The sequence below is a fragment of the Nocardia fodinahabitans genome, from assembly GCF_052983615.1.
In genome coordinates this window covers 3385079-3404971 of the sequence record NZ_JBRJJC010000001.1, presented here as the reverse complement: position 1 = coordinate 3404971, position 19893 = coordinate 3385079, and the positions used below count along the sequence as shown (strand labels likewise).

The window sequence follows — 19893 nt, the reverse complement described above, 5'->3', positions numbered from 1 at the left end:
GCGCAGGGGCAGCCCGCCACCGTGGAACCGCTGGGACCGCGCGGGCACGAGACCCTTCGCCGCTATGCGGCGATCGGACCGTCCCTCATGTTGCCCGTTCCCTATCACTTCCAAGGAAGCTGGATAGTGGTCGGCAAGTCGCGCAGGTCCGGCGCTCGGCGGGTGTGTGTTTCGGACGGAACCCGAACGAACACGGCAGGAAATCGGCCTCGAAGATCGGCTCGAGCACGATCTTGCACGCCGACTGAACAACCCGGTCCCGAACAGCGGGAATCGACAGCGGCCGTCGCTCTTTCACACCCGGCTTCGGAATCAACACCCGCCGTGTCAGATGCGCTTGAAGTCGTCGAAATTTGCAGTCGGGAGGAATTCATCAATGATATCTGCGGCCTCGGGGATCGTGGCAAAATATAAACCTTTAATACGCCTTTTGCGGTAGGTAGGATCGGCGTCCGGCTCGGAGAATTGTACTTGCCGCGAAACTACTCTCCGGGTTGGGGTAAGTCGTCGGTGTGTGCGGCGGCCGCAGAAGTCGATTCGGTGAGCGATACGCGAGCGGCCAGTTCCGCGAGCGTCGGTGTCGCGAACAGCGCATCCAGGTCGATATGCAGTCCCAGGCGTTCTCGTGCGGCCACCACGAACCGCATCGCGTAAACAGAGTCGAGCCCCGCTTGAAACATATCTGCAGTCACACCGATCGGTTCATCTCCGACCGTTTGATGCCATAAGCGCAGCAACGCTCGCTCGGATTCGGTGGCGGGCGGAGTACGAGCGTGGTCGGCTGCGGCAGGGAGCGGTAGCGAAGCGATATCCAGTTTTCCGTGTTCGTTCATGGGAATTTTTTCGACAAAGACGACGTGATTCGGAACAAACACGATCGGAAGTCGCTTCCCCACATGGGCGCGGATGTCTCGCGCCATATCCCGACTATGTGTGCGATGGCCATCGACGACTACGTGTGCGACAGTGCGCCGACGGCCCGGGCCGCGTGTGGTGGTGACCACCGCACGGTTGACGTCGGGATGCTCATGCAGAACAGACTCGACTTGACCCGGATGGAATCGGATGCCGTTCACCTTCAGCTCACGGTCTGTGCGTCCGATGAAAACGATCGATCCATCGTGAGATGTCTGAACCAGGTCGCCGGTCAGGTACATCCGGGCACCGGTACGCCTGGGATCGGCGACAAAGGCGCTCGCGGTGTCGGAGGGCGAGCCGAAGTAGCCGCGTGCGAGTGCCGGACCCGCGATGGCGAGCTGTCCGACGTTGCCCACCCGCACTGGTTGGAGCATGTGATCGAGAACGTGGATGGCGATCCGGTCGATCGGGGTGCCCAGTGGAACGGGGCGGTCACCGTGGCCTCGCACGCGATGGTGGGTGACATTGTCCGCGCATTCGGTTGGACCGTAACCATTGATCAGCTGGATATTCGGAAATCTGCGAACCCAGCGCGCGGCCAGAGCGGGTGAGAGCTCCTCACCCGTGCTGATCAGCTGGCGCAGTGTGGGCAGGTCGGGTTTCGAGTCGAGAGCGACATGAAGCTGACTCGGCGTGACTTGTGCGACGGTGGCTCGGGAAGAGGCCAATACGGGTAGCAGACACTCAGGAGCGTTCGAGGTCGGTATCACGACACGGGAGCCCGCCAGGAGCGGCGCGAGCATCTGCCATATCGAAATGTCGAAAGTAGGTTTGGCGAGGAACGCCACGACGTCGTCGGGCGCGAGGTCGAGTTCACGCTTTTTCGCGAGTAGATGGTTGATCATCGCGGCGTGCGTTACCGCGACGGCTTTGGGCATTCCACCCGAGCCGGATGTCGGTATGACGTAAGCGATATTCGTCGGGTGTGTCCTCGGCGCGGGGTTGTCGCCGGATTGCTGGGAGCGGCGAAGGGTGGCTATATCGGCTGAGGGTATGTCCACGGGAAGACCGAGGTCTCGAGTGCGGAGCAGAAAGTTCGGTTCGCACAGTGCTACGATCCGCGCGTTGTGAGATTGTGGCGTCTCGGTATCCAGGGGCAGGTAGGCGGCGCCCGCAGTGAGCACCCCGATCAGAGCTACGAGGATATCGGTGCTCCGTGGCGCGGCCACGGCCACCACGGCCTCCGGTCCCAGTCCGCGTCGAATGAGTGTTCTCGCTATACGGTCGGCCTCGTCGCGTACGGCCGCGTAACTGAGCGCTTCGCCGCGCGCCGAGACCGCGACAGCGTCTGGCGTCCGCTCCGCTTGCGCGCGGAACAATTCCACGAACGAGACCGACGGCTCCGGATTGTCGGTGCGATCAATGAATTCGGCTGGGTCTCGGTAGTCCGCACGACTTCGTCGTACTGGATCGTCGGGGGTGGTCGCCATCATTTCGAGTGTGGACTGATACTCGCCGGCGATCTGTTCCGCCTGCTGCCGGGTCAGGCCGGTCGTATTGAGCACGAGGTTGATCGCGGCGCTTCGCTGGTCGACACTGAAGTCGGCGAGCAATGCCAAGTCGGTTCGCTCGAAGAAGTCGTCATCGATTGATTCGAAGCCGTCGATTGCGTCGTAGATATGGAAATGCGTAAAATTGAAGGCGGTGTCGAACAGCGCGCGGCCATTTCCTTGTCGAAATGCTTGGATGGCCGGGTAGCGGCGATATCGCCAGATCTTTTGTTCTGTCGCGAATGTGGTACGGACGTATTCGTGCCAGCTCATCTTATGACGTGCGGAACAACGCATGGGCAGTGTGTTAAGGAACTGACCCACTACACGGTCGCCGTCGATGATTTCCGGCCGCCCGTTGGTCACGACGCCGGTAACGGCCTCCGAGCTACCGGCGGCGGTAGCCACCACCCATATATGCGCGGCCAAGAGGACGGATTTGAGAGGTACCGAGGCGGCTCGCGCCAGTGCGCGAAGTCGTCCCGCGAGTTCCTCGGACAGTTCTACGACCAGGACATGGTGCTCGTCACTGTCGACGCCGCCGGCCAGCGCGGCGGGGACACAGCCATCCAGGTATCCCGACCAGAAGTCCTGATGCGTTCGGTCGGCGAGAGCCCGTCGCTCGCGTCCGACGTGGTCGCGAAACAGAGCGGTGGGGCTGCGCACATCGTCGCCTACATAGCGGCGGAACAGGTCCACCAGTACCGTGGCGACACTCCATCCGTCGACGATCACCTCGTGCATGGTGACGGTGAGCTGGAACGAGTCGTCGCTGCGGTGATGAATCGCGAATCGCATCAGCGGTGGGACCCGCCAATCGAAGTTCTTCGCGCGTTCGGCGGCGACGAACTCATTTATGAGTAAAGTTTGGTTCTCAGGAGGCAGAGCGCGTATGTCCTCCACACGCAGCGACGGTGTGGCCGTCGCGTGGACCAGTTGCATCGGCTCGTCGTACGCGATCAGCTCGAAAGCGCTTCTGAGAGCGGGGTGGGCTGCGATCAATTCCGCCACCGCGGACTCTACTCGATTTATGTCGACGCGCCCGCGGAGATGCATGGTCCGAACATTGGTGAACGGGGCCCACGCTCGTCGGTACTCGCTCTGGAAGAGCATCGCGGCCTGAGTCGCGGTCAGAGGGTGATAGTCGATGACATCGGAAGGCGCCTGGATTCGGGGATGGTCGAGATTCGATGTCGTCGGATCGCCCGTGAGTGCAGTGCCCTCGCTGACGGCCGCGCTCAGTGCTCGAATGGTCTGGTGCTCGAAAAGGTCCTGGACAGCGAAATCTACGCCGAGTTCCGCCGCGCGAGCCCGTACGCGGATTCCGCGGATGGAATCGCCTCCCATTTCGAAGAAGCTGTCATCGATCCCTGCCCGGTCGATACCGAGAGCGCTCTCCCACGCGGTGGCGATGGCCTCTTGGACGGCCGTCACCGGCGGTGCGTACCGCTCGCCCGGCTTTTCATAGACCACGGGGGGCAGCGCGCGGCGGTCGAGTTTGCCGCTCGAGTTCACCGGCAATGCCGTCAAGCCGACGAAGTGCGCGGGTGTCATGAATTCTGGGAGACGCGTCCGAACATGCGTACGCAGCGCGTCGACGGTCGGTGTCGTGCCCGGCTCGGGAACATAGTAGGCGACGAGACGAGCGTCATGCTCGCCATTCTGCAGCACCGTGGCGGCGTCTCGGACCGACGTGTGTGAGCGTACCGTTTGCGTCACCTCGTCGAGCTCGATGCGGAACCCGCGAAGTTTGATCTGATCATCCCGCCTGCCGAGGAATTCGAGATGACCGTCGGCTCGCCAACGCCCGAGATCGCCGGTTAGGTAGGCTCGCTGCCCGGGCAGGCCGAACCGATTGGCGACGAACCTGCGCGCGGTCAGCCCTGCGGCCCCTACATAACCGCGAGCCACCGCTTCGCCGGAGATCATGATTTCGCCGGGGACCCCGACCGGAACCGGACGCAGATGAGCATCGACGAGGATCACCTGGTAGCCGGGAAGCGGTTTGCCGATGGTATCGAACGGCAAGCCGACTTCGATCGGGGTAGCGGTGGCGTTCACGGTGCACTCGGTGGGTCCATAGATGTTGTAGGCCGTGCTCGCATCGGCGTCGGCCAACGGCGGCCACAGCCGAGACGGCAGCAATTCGCCGGCGACAAGGATCTGAGCCGGGTGATGTCGGCCCGGTTCGAGCAGGCCCGCACGAATCATCGTGTCGAGATGAGTCGGCGTGGCGTTGAGGACATCGATTTGGTGTTCACGGACATAGCGAACGATCTGCTGGTCGTCGCGGCGAACGGCGTCGGTGAGCAGGTGGAGCGTATCGCCGCCCAGTAGGGTGACCAGCTGTTGCACAGAAGCGTCGAACGAGATCGCCGCGTTCAACGCCACCTGGCGCGGCGCGTGCGACGGAGTGGAGTTCTCGGTCGCGGCGCGCATCGCGTGCCAGAACGAGATCACGGCACGGTGCTCGACGACAACGCCTTTGGGTGTCCCGGTCGATCCGGATGTGTAGATCACGTAAGCGGCACGCCGATCCGTCACCGAATCCCTCAATTGCTTCGACGGTGTTCCATCGGGTGATAGGTCATCCACGAACAGCGGTGTGACATGGCAAGGCAACGACCGTGCCGACGCGGAGTCGACCACCGCCAAGTGAGCTCGCGCGTTGTCGAGCTGATAACGGATGCGTTCGGTCGGGAGATCCGGAGCGAGCGGGAGATAGGCGCCTCCGGCTTTCCAGATGGCGATGATCGTGGCGATCAAGTCGATCGACGGAGGCAAAAGGACCGCGACGACTGTGTCGATGTCGACGCCGCGCTTCATGAGTCGGCGCGCCAACCGCTCGCTGAGCAGGTCCAGCTCACGATAAGTCGACGTGCGGTCGCCGCACACGACCGCGGACCGCTCCGGGGTGCGAGACGCTTGATCGGAGAACAGTTGATCGAGGGTTGTCGACGCGGCCATCGATGCCCGCGACTGTGCCCCGGTCCCGAACCCGATGACTCGAGAACTCTGTGTGGTGGGTAGCACGTCGATCGCGCTGAGCGGCTGGTCGATCAACGTCGCCGCGCGAGAAGTCATCCGCAACAGCCGCTCCAGCAGCAGCGCCACGACCTCCGGAGCGATTCGAGAAGCGTCGAAATGAATCCGGGCGCTGTGTTCGCCGCCTTGGTGCAGACACGACAGGGCCAAGCCGTACCGATCGAGGGCGTCGTCGCTCACCACCAAGCTGACGCGAAGCCGATGCTCGGAGAGCGCGTTCGGGACCGACCGGTAAGCGAACGCCGAGGTGAACCGCTCTACCTTCTCCGGGCCCGAATTCCGGAGATGTGTCGCGAATTGCTGCCAGGAGAACCGGAATTGCTCGGAGTGCGCCTCGCGCATTCGCGCGGCGGTGTCGGCGATCAGAGCACCGAAGTCTTGTCGCGTCGCCAGATCGATTCGCAAGGGCACTACGCTGGTCAATGGGCCTATCGCGTCGATGAGGTCGGGGTGGTTTCGTCCCGAGCACTCCAAACCGATGACCAGCTGATCACTCTCAGCGAACTGACCGACGAGCACGCTCCAGCACGCTGCCAACACAGCGGCAGGCGTCGCGCCGCACCGGACGGCTGCTGTGGCCAGAGCTCTATTGGTGTCAGCGTCGAATGCCACCTTCCGCGTCGATCGCCGGGCGACTGTCCCGCGCGTCGGCGAGTCCCAGCCGCGCCACGCCAGGTGCGACGAACTCGACCGCCGGGCGATCGAGACCCAGTAGTCGGTTTCATTGTCGGTCCGGTCCTGTAGAGAGATCCGGTTGAGCCACTCACTCAGGTCGGCGTATTGCAGTGGGTCCTGACCGGGGTCGTCCTCGGCGTCGAGGTACATATCCCGGATTCGCTCACACAACAGCAGCATGGTATCCAGATCCGCGCATGCGGCTGGTGCCGATAGATAAAACAGGTGTCGCTCGTTGTTCGACAGCAGTCTCGCTCGAAGCGCGGACAGGCCCGCCCGCCCTGGCTGTGGGCGCGACTCGGCGAGAAGCCGATCGGCGGCCACCTCGTACGATGTGACATCGCCGGTATCGGAAACGTCAGCGGTATCGGCGGTGAAGGATTCCGCGATCGCCTGGCCCGGCAACCCGCTATCCGGGTCGTAAATGATTGTCGTGCGCAAGATCTCATAGCGAGAGCACACCTTCTCGAACGCCTCCCACCATCGAACGGTCCGCACGGACCCTTGGATGGCGAAGACGCATTCGGTAATGCGCGCGGCGTGCTCGGCCGGTTCAGCCGAATCCAGCAACTGCCGTTGCTGCGGAGACAACCTGAACGACTGTCCGTGGGTCATGCCGGCGCCGACGTAGTCGTGAAAGGGCGGGCCATCGTGACAACGATCTTTCGATCCCCGAGGAACGGTGATCTTCCGTGGGCTGTGAGCATGTTGTCCAGCAATAGAACGTCTCCGACCTGCCAGTCGAATGACGTGGACGCGTCGAGATACGCCGCCCGCACGGTCTCGAGGATGTCGTCTTCTATCGGCGAACCGTCAGCGTAGAAACTGTTGGTGGGCAGGTCCTCCGGTGCCATTTCGGCGGCGAGAGCATCTCGCAGTTCCGGTGCCAGAGTTGAGACATGGAAGAACGTTGCGTGATTGAACCACACCGTCGCCCCGGTGACCGGGTGGCGGGCGACAACCGCGCCGATCCGGCGGGTCCGTAGTCGGTTACGATCTTTCCACTCCACGATCAGGCCGTTGTCGCGGCAGAACCGCTCGACTACCTCACGATCCTCGGTGTCGAAAGTTGTCTGCCATGGCAGCCCGAAGCCGTCTCCGTAGTTGCGGACGTACATCACGCCACGCTCGATGAAGCGTGACCGGACGTCAGCCGGGATAGCGCGTAGAACCCGTCGCGTGTCGGCGATCGGTGTCTGGCCGCCCACCTCCGGCGCTCGCACACACAAGAAGGCGATTCGCATCGGCCAGGTGGCCGAATACGACATCTCGTTGTGTAAGAAGATGGTTTGATCGGCGGGGTGGTCGGTCGAGGTGAAGACGCCGGGCGCAACCGAATGCCGCGGTGAAGATCGTTCGTGCTCGGCGACCAGCGGTCCGTAGAGTCGGTCCATGATGGTTTCGAACTGCGCGGTGTCGATGTGGAACCCGCGCAACAGAATTGCGCCCGAAGAGTGCAAATAATTCTCCACGACAACACGATTCGCGTGTAGCCATGGCAGCGCGGGCATCTCGGCGCCATCGCACTCGATGACGGTCGGGAGCGACGGTTGTGGGCCAGAGGCATCGATGATCGTGACCGGCACACGGTCGACACGAGATCGGCGGGCCATTCGCGGACCCGCGGAAATAGGCCCGTCTCGATAAGGCATTGTCCCCCCGTATTCTGATCACTCGCGGCATTCCGCAGCCGCTAGCGGTAGATGTTACCGCAACGAAGCGCGTGCTCGCCCGGCGTCCTCCATGAGATCGGGCGCGTTCCTGCGCGCCTCGTAGAGTGTGATAGCCGCCGCGGCAGCAAGATTCAAGGATTCCGCTGTGCCGACCATGGGAATCCGAACCTGAAGGTCGGCCCGTTCGAGAGCGCTCCGGGGAAGTCCCTCGCCCTCGTTGCCGAGTAACACCGCAAGGGGCGTTCGGTAAGGAGCGTGCCAGTGGTCGTGCTCGGCGGCTCCCGAGGTCGCCACGACACACACGTCGTGCAGAGCCGCCCAGTCGAAGAACTCCTCTTCGGTCGCGGCCCGTGCGACCCTGATCGCGAACACCGAGCCCATGCTCGCTTTGACGGCGGCGGGAGCGAACTCGTCGGCGGTGTCGCCGATCACCACGACGCCGGCCCCGCCCACCGCGTCGACGGTCCGGATCACCGTGCCGAGATTGCCCGGGTTCGACACACTGTGGAGTGCGGCGAACACCGATGTCGCTGTCACGGAGAGTTGGTCCAGCTTGTATGACCGGGCCCCCACGATCGCCGCGATGCCCGCCGGACCGTCTCGCTCGCTGAGGCGGAGGAACAGTTCTCGGCTGAGCCGGGCGACCCTCGTACCCCGCCGTTCCTGGTCCGTGATAAGCTGCGAGACAGCGGGATTGGTTATCAACTCTGGTGCGGTGATCAGAACCTCGATCGCCCAGCCCGCTTCGACTGCCCGCCATACGGGCTGGATACCCTCGACTACGAACGCGCCCTGCTTGCGTCGATGCTTGCGGTCGGCCAGCAGTCGCATACGCTTGACTACTGGATTTCCGGCGCTGCTGATCGTCTCGGTCATGGGCTCCGTCCATCGGGGTGGGAGAGGGATGACTTGATATTACGGAACGCCCTGATGGCCTGGCGCTTGACGGAGGAGTTGTTACGTCCCGACTCTACGACCACCTTTCCGGTCATCGTTCACGAGGTGTCGTCCGGGCGGGTCGTGCTCAGCACAGATCCCGACACAATTGCACCGCTCACCCTGGGTCTGACGTGGCCGGATGGAAATGCCGTTCTTGGCCCCGACGTGGTGGTCGATGGAGACCGGGTCAGCAGATCGGTCGTGCGAGTGACAGCCGGCATGATTTGCGCGCGGGCCTGTATGCCTACATCGATACAGATGTCTACGACGGTGACCCACTGACCACGCGTGGACTGCCTTTCGATCCTGTCGTCGTCACCGCCGCCCTCGGAGGGTTCCCAGCCTGGCGCATCACACCTACCCAGCCCGGTGGCGGGTGGATAATAGCCGTACACGGACGCGGGGCGAGCCGTTGTGAGGCCTTGCGTATCGCGCCCACATTGGCCGGTGTGGGCGCTACCACATTGGTGGTGACCTATCGCAATGATCGTGGTGCGCCGGCGTCGCCGGATCACCGTGGCCATCTCGGCGATACCGAGTGGCAGGATATCGTGGCGGCCTTGGAGTACGCGCGTGCCGCGGGTGCGACTCGAATTGTCCTGTACTGCTGGTCGATGGGAGCCACCGTGGCGCTCGCCGCCCTGCGCCGCACGAGGCCCGAGGTCGCCGAATCGGTGTGCGGTCTGGTCCTGGATTCTCCGTTACTGGACTGGCGCGCGACACTGGAGGCGCACGCGGCGACTCGTGCAGTCCCTCCTGCGGTCGTGCGTGGTTGCGAGCGGTTACTGAGAATCAGGGCGCGAACTGATCTGAAGCGAATCGCGCATATCACCTATCTGAACGCACTCATGATGCCCGTATTGATGTTCGTGGACACGCGCGACGACCTCGTCCCGCCACATGTCGCGCTCGATTACGCAGCGAAGCGCTCGGACGTGGTCACGTCGGTCACCACCGCGGCTGGGCACGGTCGATCATGGAACAGCGATCCACGGCGATATGAATCGGAGGTTGCAGAGTTTCTCCTTCGAGTGATCGGCTGAGTGACGTCCTGATCACAAAGACCGGCGCCGGACCCCGCGCGGCCCGCTACCGGGCGAGGGAAATGATCGTGGCTCGGAAAATTCTCCCGCCTCGGCATCGAGCATGGTCTCGAGAGCGGATTTCGTTGTGTCGAGCGCGCTGCAAACCCGACGTAGCACGAGTTCGAGGTCCGCGAGGATGGAAGACACAAAGCTGTGATCGAACAGATCCGTATCGTACTCCGCGGACAAGATAATGCCGGAAGGTATCTTCGCCGCTCTGAGATTGAGGTCGAGCTGCGCGGTATCGCGCTGCGCCGGGAACGGGGTCACATCGACTCCGGGTAGCGATAGCGCGTGGCCCGGCATGTTCTGCAGCACGATCTTCGTCTGGAAGATAGGCGTGTGATCGGCTGATCGGCGCGGACGCAGCACGTCGACGAGCTGGTCGAACGGAAGATCCGCGTGCGCGTACGCGGCCAGTGTGGTCGAGCGTACGCGGCGTAGTAATTGCTCGAAGGTGGGGTTAGCGCCGAGGTTGATACGCAGCGGTAATTGATTCACGAAAAGGCCGACCAATTGTTCCAATTCAGGATGGCCGCGATTGGCGAAATCCGTGCCGACCACGAGGTCGTCCGAGCCGCTGCGGTGGGCGAGCACGACCGCGAAACCCGCGGTCAATGTCATGAACAGCGTGGCTCCCGCTCGCGCCCCAGCTCGCTCGATCGAGTGGCCGACCTGTGGTGCGAGCATCCTCTCGGCGACGGCGCCGTGCCCTCTCCGCCGTTCCGGGCGCGGCGCGGGTGACAGGCGCAGTAGTGACGGAGCGTCCGCGAGCGTGTCGCGCCAGTACTCGGTCAGCGTCTGTCGTGCCGGACCGGCCAACAGAGTCCGCTGCCAGGCGGCGTAGTCGGTATACCGAATCCTCGGCGCTACCGAAGTCGGTGGCGCCGGATGCGCGCGGTAGTTTTCGGCCAGTTCGGCGCACAGCGTCTCCATGGACCAGCCATCACACGCAATGTGGTGCGCGGTCAGGACAGCGACGTGGGCACGCTCCGAGCACCGAATCAACAGGACCCGGATCACGGGACCCGACGCCAGATCGAAGGGCCGTCGGATCTCCGCGGTCACCAGCGACCGCGCGATATCCTCGCGACTTTCGCTCGGATAGTTCTCGAGATCGACCTCCTCGATCGTGGGGGAAAGCTCCTCGTGCACGACAACCGCAGGCTCACCCTCGCGAAGTTCGAATGTCGCGCGCAGCGGCTCATGTCGTCGCACCACCTCGGCGAGTGCGCATCGCAGCGCGACCGGATCGAGTGGTCCGTCCAGACGAGCCGCGAGGTGAACGTTCCACGACGTGTCATCGGGGTACAGCTGGCAGGCAAGCCACATGCCCCGTTGGGCAAAAGATGGCGTGAGCGCGGAGTCCGCGGTCGCCAACCCGGCGACCAACGATTGTTCCGGACCGGCCGGTGACGGTTCGACCACAAGAGATGCCAACTCGGCCACCGTCGGAGCCTCGAATATTGATGCCACCGGAAGTTTGACGCCCAGAGCGTGCGCGATACGCGCCACCAGTCGCATCGCCAACAGCGAATCCCCGCCGAGCTGGAAGAAGTCATCGTGCGGGCCTACCGCATCGAGCCGAAGAACCTCGGCGCACAGGGAACAGAGAACTTCGATTTCGGGAGGGGTGAAATGTCGACCGATACCGGCTGAATCCAGTTGCCGCTGTGGCACGGGCAGCGCGGTACGGTCGATTTTACCGCTTGGTGTCAGCGGGAGCGCGGGCATGATCACGATATACGCGGGACAGGCTTGTCGCGGCAGATGCGCTCGCGCGAAGTCACGGAGTTCGGCTTCGACGGGATGCGCGCTTTCGACGGGCGTCACGTGGGCGATCAGTTTCGCCTCGTCCGAATCCGGAAAATGTCGGGCAGTCACGACCACATCGCGAAGCTGAGGATGTGTACGCAGAACCAATTCGACATCCGAGGGGTCTACCCGGACGCCACGAATCTTCAGTTGATGATCTATGCGTCCGTGATAGACCACATCGCCGCTGGATAGTCGACTCGCCAGATCGCCGGTCCGATACATTCTCGCACCCGGCCGTCCGGAGACGGAGTCGGCGACGAACTTCAGAGCGCTCTGACTTCGCTCGAGATAGCCGCGCGCGAGCCCGGCACCGGAGATATACAGCTCTCCAATCGCGCCCGCAGGCAGTGGTCGCAGGTCGTGACCGAGAATGTATGCCCGCACGTTCCAAATCGGCTGCCCGATCGGCACGGTTCGGAGGCCCGTCACGTAATTGGTCGCGTCCAACCAGGTCGCGTCCCAGACTTCGGTGGTGCCATACAAGTTGTAAATCCTGGCCATCGGCATTCGGCGACCGAACAACTCGGCGAGGTCGGTCGGCAACGCTTCGCCAGTGGTAACCCAGAATCGCAGCCGCGGGATCCGATCCTGCAGGTTGTCGTCCGCTTCGAGAAGTGCTCGAAGCAGACTTGGCACCAGCCAGAGCCTTGTTACCCGATGTCGGGCCAGCAGCCGGATCAACATTTGTGGGTCGCGAACCGTGCTCTCGGGCGCGATCACCGTAGGACTGCCACGCAACAAAGGGCCCAGCAACTCCCACAGTGAATCCACGAAGTTCAGGCTGGTCTTCAGGATGCTGACATCGTTCGCGTCGAATGGGTAGGTGCGCCACATCCATTGCAGGCGATTGAGGATCTGTCCGTGTTCGACCGCGACGCCTTTGGGCTTGCCGGTCGATCCGGAGGTGAACATGAGGTACGCGAGGTCTGTCGCTCCCACTTCGATGCCGAGATTCTCGGTAGACAGCGAGTAGGGAGTGTCCACCAATATTGTCCCGGTCCAGTCAGCCGACAGGACCGATCGGAAATCCGAGTGGGTGATCAGCACTCGTGCGCCTGCCTCGCGAATCATCGCCTCGAGACGGGCAGCTGGATAGGAGGAATCGAGCGGCAGGTACACACCGCAGGCTTTGAACACCGCCAGCATCGCGACCGGTACATCGAGTGAGCGTTCGAGGTGCACCGCCACCGGCGTCTCACGGTCCACGCCGAGTTGTCGAAGGTGGTGCGCGAGCGCGTTGGCGCGATCATTGAGGTCGCTGAAACACAGCGTTTCGTTCCCGTGATGGAACGCCACCACCGACGGGCGCGTTCGGGCGATGGTTTCGAAAAGTGACGGGATCCCGCCGAGGGTGTCGAGTGGGACCGAGGTGTCGTTCCACTTCGCCAGGGTCGCGGGCTCCACAGCGGTCATCGACGCCGGGGCGCCGTGCGGGTCAGCGGCAATCGCCGCGAGCACGCGACTGTACAGCTGCCCCATCGCTTTTACCTGTTCCGCGGCCAATTGAGCCGCGTCGTAGGTCACATTCAGTGACAACCGCCCGTTGATCGGGTGCACGCTGAACTCTGTCCACAGTGTGAAGTTCGTGTCGTCGAACATGGATGTGCCGACGATGTGTAGCTGATCGGTATCGGGAACTGATCGGTAGACGTGGAATTGGACGAAGTTGAACGCCGAATCGAGCTTAGGGACGTGGCCGTCGGTGGTGCGCATACGCGACACCGGATACCGCCTGTGAGGCGTGAGGGCCTGTTCGGCCTCGAATACGGCGCGGACCCTCGCTATCCACGTCGGTTGAACGGAATCCGACGCTAGGGGGACGACGTTGAGGAACAGTCCCAGAACCCCTGCCGCGCCTGCCTCCTCCGGTCGTCCGTTCACGACCACGCCGGTGGCTGTTCGCGGCTGGCCGGTGAATGCGTCTATTACGAACATGTGGGCCGCCAGTAGCACGCTCTTGAGTGGCGTTCGGGCGAGGACGGCGAGTTCGGTCAGCGACTGTCCGAGAACATCATCGATCTCCACCGTGTGAACGGCGTGGACTCGTCGCGGGTGGCTGTCTCCGCCGACCCGCGCGTGTGGCAGCGTCGCCCAACGAGGCAGCTGGGCAAGGGACATCGCATCCAATGCGCGCTGCCAATAGTCGTGTTGGTCGATCGAGTCGACCGCAGCCTTCTCGAGTTGCACGTACCGGCGGAAAGACGTGTCGACATCGGTGTCGTCGCCGGTACGGCCGGCCAGGACATCCGAGTAGGCGGTGAACAGCTCGGTGAGGAGTACCGCCACACTCCACCCGTCCAAAATGACATTGGAACAGCTGAATGTCAGTTCGAAAGAAGTGTCGTCACAACGGTGAACTTGGAAGCGGAACATCGACGGTTCGTGTAACTCGAAGCCTCGCGTGATTTCCGAGTTCTGCCAGGTCACGATGCGATCGTGTCGCTCCTTCGACGGCAACCCGCGAAGATCTGTGATTGTCAGCGGAATACGTCCCGAGCGATGTACCAGTTGCAGCGGAGTCGAATAATTCTGCAGGTCTATCGATGTGCGCAATACCGGGTGGCGCTGGACCAGTGTACTCAACGAGCTCTTCAGCGCTGAACTGTCGAACGGGCCGTTGACTCGATAGCTGAACACATCGTGATAGACCGACGATGTGCGAGCGAACTCGGCATCGAAAACCATGCCGAGTTGCATGGAGGAAAGGGGGTACGCGTCGACGACATCGGCAGGCAGTTGTCGGCGGTCGTCGAGGTCGAGCATCCCGAACACGCCACAGTCGCCCGCAGGGACCTCGGAGACAGCCGTGTCACCGCGTGTCGTCGAGCGCAGTAGACCGGCGATCGTCTGATGCTCGAACAACGTCGGCAAGTCCAGCGCGATGCCGTGCGCGCGAGCTCGTGCGATGACTTCCAGACTGCGTATGGAGTCACCTCCGATCGCGAAGAAATTGTCGTCTACGCCTATGCCGTCGATGCCCAATACAGTGGTCCAGATGGCAGCAAGCGTCCGCTCGGAATCGGTTCGCGGCGGTCGCGATCCTTCGGCGTCGACCAGATGTGGGTCGGGGTCGGGTAGTGCTCGGCGGTCCAGCTTCCCACTCGACGTCAACGGCAACTCGGCGAGCACGATGACGGCCGCGGGGATAACGTGAGCCGGAAGTCGAGATCGCAGGCGCGCCAGCACATGATCGGGATGCGGAGTCCGTTCGGGTGCCGGGCGCACGTACGCGATAAGTCGGGCGGGGCGTCCGTCTCGCCGGTCGCAGGCGACCACGGCCGCTTCGGCGATGTCGCGATGTTCTTCGAGCGCGGCCTCGATCTCTCCCGGCTCGATTCGGTACCCGCGTATCTTGAGTTGTCTGTCGGTGCGGTCGAGATACTCGATGGCGCCGTCGGTCAGATAGCGGCACCGATCACCGGTGCGGTAGAGGCGGTCTCCGGGGCGGTCCGAAAAGGGGTCGCTGACGAACCGTTGACTTGTGAGGCCTGGTTGTCGCAGGTATCCGCGGGCCAGTCCGACGCCAGCGATATACAGCTCACCGGGCACCCCCGGCGGAACGAGTCGCAATCGTTCATCGAGAATGTACACGCGAATATTGCTGATCGGACGTCCGATAGGCACAGTGGGACGTCCGACCTCCGTATCGCGATCCCAACGGTGGGCGGTCACATCGATGGACGCCTCGGTCGGGCCGTACAGATTGTGCAACGTGGTCTGGGGCAGACGGTCGCCGAGGCGGTGGGCGGCGGCGGACGTCAGTGCCTCCCCACTGGCCATGATCTGTCGCAGACTGACGCACTCCGCGGCGGAAGGTTCTTCGGCGAACGCGCGGAGCATGGCTGGAACGAAGTGCGCCGTCGTCACACTTTCCGACGCCATGATCCGTGCCAACGCGGCGGGGCTGCGATGTTCGTTCTCGGGCATGATGACGAGCCTGGCGCCGGAGATCAGCGGCCAGAACATTTCCCACACGGACACGTCGAAGGTGGTCGGTGTCTTGTGCAGCACCGTATCGGTGCAGTCCAAGCCGTATTCGCGCTGCATCCACAGTATTCGATTCACCAGTCCGGCGTGCGTGCTCATCACGGCTTTCGGCTTTCCCGTAGAGCCGGAGGTGTAGAGCACATAGGCTAGATTTCCGCCGCGCATCTCGCCTGCGAGTACCGGCGCGTCGTCGCGCGACAGCCCAGCGGCGTGCTGGATGACCGGCCCGTCGAACGCGATCCCGCCGAGATCACCGATCACCGCGACGGGCGCGGCGTCGGCGAGTATCAGCCGCAGCCGTTCGCTCGGCGAATTCGGATCGAGGGGGAGGAACGCGCCACCCGCTTTGAGAACCGCGATAGCGGCGACCAAGAAATCCAGGGAGCGTCCCGAGCATATTCCGATGATGGTGTCGGGTTTGATGTTGTGGGTGGTGAGGGTGTTGGCGAGGTGGTTGGTGGTGGTGTGGAGTTGGTGGTAGGTGAGGTGGTGGATGCCGTCGGTGGCGGCGATGATGTGGGGGGTGGTGTGGGTTTGTCGGGTGATGAGGTCGGTGATGGTGTGGGTGGGGTTGTGGGGGTGGTGTGTGGTGTTCCAGGTGTGGAGGAGTTGGTGTTGTTCGCGGGGGGTGAGCAGGGTGAGTTGGGTGATGGGTTGGTCGGGGTTGGTGGTGGCGTTGTGTAGGAGGGTGGTGTAGTGGCTGGTCAGGCGTTGGATTCGGGCGGTGTCGTAGAGGTCGGTGCGGTATTCGATGGTGGCGGTGAGGCCGTGGGGGGTTTCGGTGAGTTCGAGGGTGAGGTCGTATTTGGCGTCGCCGTTGTGCAGTGGGTGGGGTTGTAGGGTCAGGTGTTCGGTGGTGAGGGGGGTTCGGGGGGTGTTCTGGAGGATGAACATGACCTGGAACAGCGGGGTGTGGGTGGTGCTGCGTTCTGGTCGTAGTTGTTCGACGAGGTGTTCGAAGGGGGTGTTCTGGTGGTCGAAGGCGCGCAGGGTGGTGTCTCGGACGCGGTGGAGTAGTTGTCGGAAGCTGGGTTGGTCTGTGAGGTCGATGCGGAGTACGAGGGTGTTGACGAAGAAGCCGATGAGGTTTTCCAGTTCGGGGCGACTTCGGTTGGCGACCGGTGTGCCGATGCAAATGTCTGTTTGGCCGCTGTAGCGGGAAAGCAGGACGGCGAAGCCGGTCAGTAGTGTCATGAAGGGGGTTGCGGCGGTGGTGCGGCTGAGGGTGGTGATGGTGTCGTGGAGGTGGTGGTCGAGGGTGAATTCGATGGTGGCGCCGGTGGTGGTGGCGGTGCGGGTGGCGCGTGGTCGGTCTGTGGGTAGTTCCAGGAGTTCGGGTGCGTCGGCGAGTTCGGTGCGCCAGAAGTCCAGGTCGGTGGTCGCTGTGGGGCCGGTCAGGTGTCGGTGCTGCCAGACGGCGTAGTCGGCGTATTGGATCGGTAGTGGTGTGAGGGGGTTCGGGGTGTTGTGGGTGGCGGCTCGGTAGAGGGTGGTGAGTTCGTTGATCAGGATGCTCAGCGACCAGCCGTCCGAGGCGATGTGGTGCACGGTGAGTACGAGTAGGTGGTCGTAGTCGGTGAGTCGGATCAGCAGTGCGCGCAGTAGTGGTGGGGTGGACAGGTCGATGCCGGTGCGGGCTTGTTGCTGGGCCAGGCGTGTGGCGGTGGGCCAGGGGTCTGTTTCGGTGGTGTGGGACAGGTCGATGTGGTCGAACCAGGTGTCGGGGTAGTGGTGGTGGATGTGTTGGGTGGCGATGCCGTCGGTGTCGGTGTAGGTGGTGCGTAGTACTTCGTGGCGGGTGATGACGTCGGTCAGCGCGGTTCGTAGTGCTCGGGGGTCGAGGTTTCCGTGGATGCGGACCGCGTAGGGCAGTACGTAGGCCGAGGATTCGGGTGCGAAACGGTCCAGGAACCACAGTCGTTGCTGGGCGAACGACAACACCAGCGGTTCATCCTCACCCCGCACCGACACCACATCGCGTTGGGCGCGACGGAGCAACTCCAGGAGCATGCGACGTTCCGGCGTCAAAGCGTGGATGCGCTCTGCGAGTCCGTGCTCGGAGTGATCGTCGGTGCTCACAGTCCACCCCCTTCCGCTCGAAATTCCGGCATCACGTCGTTCTGCCGCAGCAACCACAGGATCTGTTCGTCATCGAGTGTCTCCACCTGCCGCAAGAGTTCGGGAAGGTCGTGGTCGCGGCCGAGTAGCCTGTCGATCGCCCGCGCGAACTCGGCGACCGTGTCGTTGTCGAACAAAGTGCTGAGGGGAATCTCGACAGCGAGGTTCCTGCTCAGCCGTGAGATCACGCGTGAGGCGAGTAAGGAATGTCCCCCGAGATCGAAGAAGCCCGCGTCGGCTCCGATGTCGGCGACTCCCAGCACTTCCGACCACACCTCGGCGACCGCGCGTTCCAGCGAGGTCTCCAGTGGCTGGAAGGAAAGATCGGCGGTGGCTGCCGAGATCGCAGGCAGCGCCTTGCGATCCACCTTCCCGTTGGAGTTCAACGGGAGTGCGGGCATGGGTGCGAACACGGACGGAACCATGTAGTCCGGCAGTTGTTCGCGGACGAATTCACGCAAACCCGGCGGATTCTCCTGCCGGGCGTCGCCGTAGACGCAATACGCCACCAGGCGCTTGTGGCCTTTGCCGTCGCTCGCGGCGACCACAACCGCGTCCTTCACCGAGGGGTGTGCCAACAACACGACCTCCACCTCGGCCGGTTCGATGCGGAATCCGCGAATCTTGACAACGTGGTCGCGTCTACTCTGGAATACCAGCGTGCCATCGGCGCGTCGATATCCCTGGTCGGCAGTGCGATACATGCGCGTGCCGCGCGCCCCGGAGAACGGATCCGGGATGAAGGTGGAGGCCGTGCGGACCGGGTCCGACAGATAGCCTCTGCCGACACCGAGTCCGCCGATGTAGAGTTCGCCGGGCACACCTACCGGTGTCGGTACCAGATGTGCGTCCAGCACGTAAGCCCGCATATTGCGGATCGGGGTTCCGATCGCCGTGATCGGCTCCGCGGTGTCCTCAGCCGACTCCACCAAGTAGTGGCACTGGTCGTCTGAGCATTCGGTGGAGCCATAGGTGTTCAGTATCGGTATCGCCGGAAATAGGTCGAACCACCGTCGACAGAGCGCCACCGGGAGCGCATCCCCTGTCGGCACGATCCATCGTAGGGCGGACAGCGCGGGCGGTGTGGAGGATACCTCGTGCACGATCTCGGTCATCATCGACGGGACCACTTGCAGAATGGTGACCTCGCGTCGGGCCACCGCGTGGATCAGCGCCGACGGGTCGGCGGCGGTGTCGTCATCGATGACTTCTGTTCTGCCCCCGAGGATCAGGGGGGCGAGGAACTGCCAGACCGAGACATCGAAGCATTGTGGTCCGTTCTGGGCGACGACATCCGCACCGGTCATACCGAGGTCATCGATCTTGCCGAGAATGTGATTGAGCATTCCGCCGTGCTCGATCATGACCCCCTTCGGCGCGCCTGTGGACCCGGAGGTGTAGAGCACATAAGCCAGATTGTGTCCGCCTATGTGAATCTGTGGTGGATCGCGCCGCACGTTGCTCGCCGACGACTCGAGTAGTTCGCGCAGACACGCGATCCGCGGCTGGTTGACGGAACTGGCTGTCGCTTCGGTGGCCGTGGCGAGGAACTCGTCGTCGACCAGCACCATCGCACACCCGCTGTGATCGACCATCGCGCGAAGGTGGTCTGCCGACTTCATGGGATCGAGGGGGAGGAACGCGCCACCGGCTTTGAGTATCGCCACTATCGCGACCAAATAATCGATCGAGCGTCGTGCGAGTAGTCCGATGATGGTGTCGGGTTTGATGTTGTGGGTGGTGAGGGTGTTGGCGAGGTGGTTGGTGGTGGTGTGGAGTTGGTGGTAGGTGAGGTGGTGGATGCCGTCGGTGGCGGCGATGATGTGGGGGGTGGTGTGGGTTTGTCGGGTGATGAGGTCGGTGATGGTGTGGGTGGGGTTGTGGGGGTGGTGTGTGGTGTTCCAGGTGTGGAGGAGTTGGTGTTGTTCGCGGGGGGTGAGCAGGGTGAGTTGGGTGATGGGTTGGTCGGGGTTGGTGGTGGCGTTGTGTAGGAGGGTGGTGTAGTGGCTGGTCAGGCGTTGGATTCGGGCGGTGTCGTAGAGGTCGGTGCGGTATTCGATGGTGGCGGTGAGGCCGTGGGGGGTTTCGGTGAGTTCGAGGGTGAGGTCGTATTTGGCGTCGCCGTTGTGCAGTGGGTGGGGTTGT

Annotated in this window: 7 protein-coding genes; 2 read left to right on the top strand and 5 right to left on the bottom strand. The window is 63.1% G+C overall.

The genetic code is table 11. The features are described from left to right. Positions 1 to 482: 482 nt before the first annotated feature. The 3 genes from NV348_RS15800 to NV348_RS15790 form a co-directional block, all read right to left on the bottom strand. Complete coding sequence (locus NV348_RS15800) at positions 483 to 6743, bottom strand: non-ribosomal peptide synthetase (protein WP_280189652.1); 6261 nt, start codon at positions 6741 to 6743, stop codon at positions 483 to 485. After that, on the bottom strand, positions 6740 to 7714 hold the full coding sequence (locus tag NV348_RS15795) for a TauD/TfdA family dioxygenase (protein ID WP_447147616.1): 975 nt from the start codon (positions 7712 to 7714) through the stop codon (positions 6740 to 6742). Before NV348_RS15795 ends, NV348_RS15800 begins: the two co-directional genes overlap by 4 nt. A 120-nt stretch (positions 7715 to 7834) precedes the next feature. Continuing rightward, entirely contained in the window at positions 7835 to 8677 is an 843-nt protein-coding gene (locus NV348_RS15790; protein ID WP_280189650.1) for a TrmH family RNA methyltransferase, read from the bottom strand. On the opposite strand from NV348_RS15790, the gene NV348_RS36500 reads away from it, so the two are divergent. Together NV348_RS36500 and NV348_RS15785 are read left to right on the top strand one after the other, a co-directional pair. Beyond that, positions 8606 to 9022, top strand: coding sequence for a DUF8805 domain-containing protein (locus tag NV348_RS36500; RefSeq protein ID WP_495885071.1), 417 nt, complete (start codon positions 8606 to 8608; stop codon positions 9020 to 9022). The genes NV348_RS15790 and NV348_RS36500 overlap by 72 nt on opposite strands. Continuing rightward, positions 8965 to 9783: an alpha/beta hydrolase family protein gene (locus NV348_RS15785; protein ID WP_495885070.1), complete on the top strand. Its 819-nt coding sequence runs from the start codon at positions 8965 to 8967 to the stop codon at positions 9781 to 9783. The genes NV348_RS36500 and NV348_RS15785 overlap by 58 nt, the downstream gene beginning before the upstream one ends. Positions 9784 to 9795: 12 nt before the next feature. Here NV348_RS15785 and NV348_RS15780 read toward each other — a convergent pair whose 3' ends face one another. Both NV348_RS15780 and NV348_RS15775 read right to left on the bottom strand, forming a co-directional pair. Continuing rightward, positions 9796 to 17709 (bottom strand): non-ribosomal peptide synthetase, encoded by a 7914-nt coding sequence (locus tag NV348_RS15780; RefSeq protein WP_447147614.1) that lies wholly within the window; start codon positions 17707 to 17709, stop codon positions 9796 to 9798. Next, a complete protein-coding gene (locus tag NV348_RS15775) occupies positions 17706 to 19880 on the bottom strand; it encodes a non-ribosomal peptide synthetase (RefSeq protein WP_447151056.1) in 2175 nt (724 codons plus the stop codon). Before NV348_RS15775 ends, NV348_RS15780 begins: the two co-directional genes overlap by 4 nt. Positions 19881 to 19893: the final 13 nt, after the last annotated feature.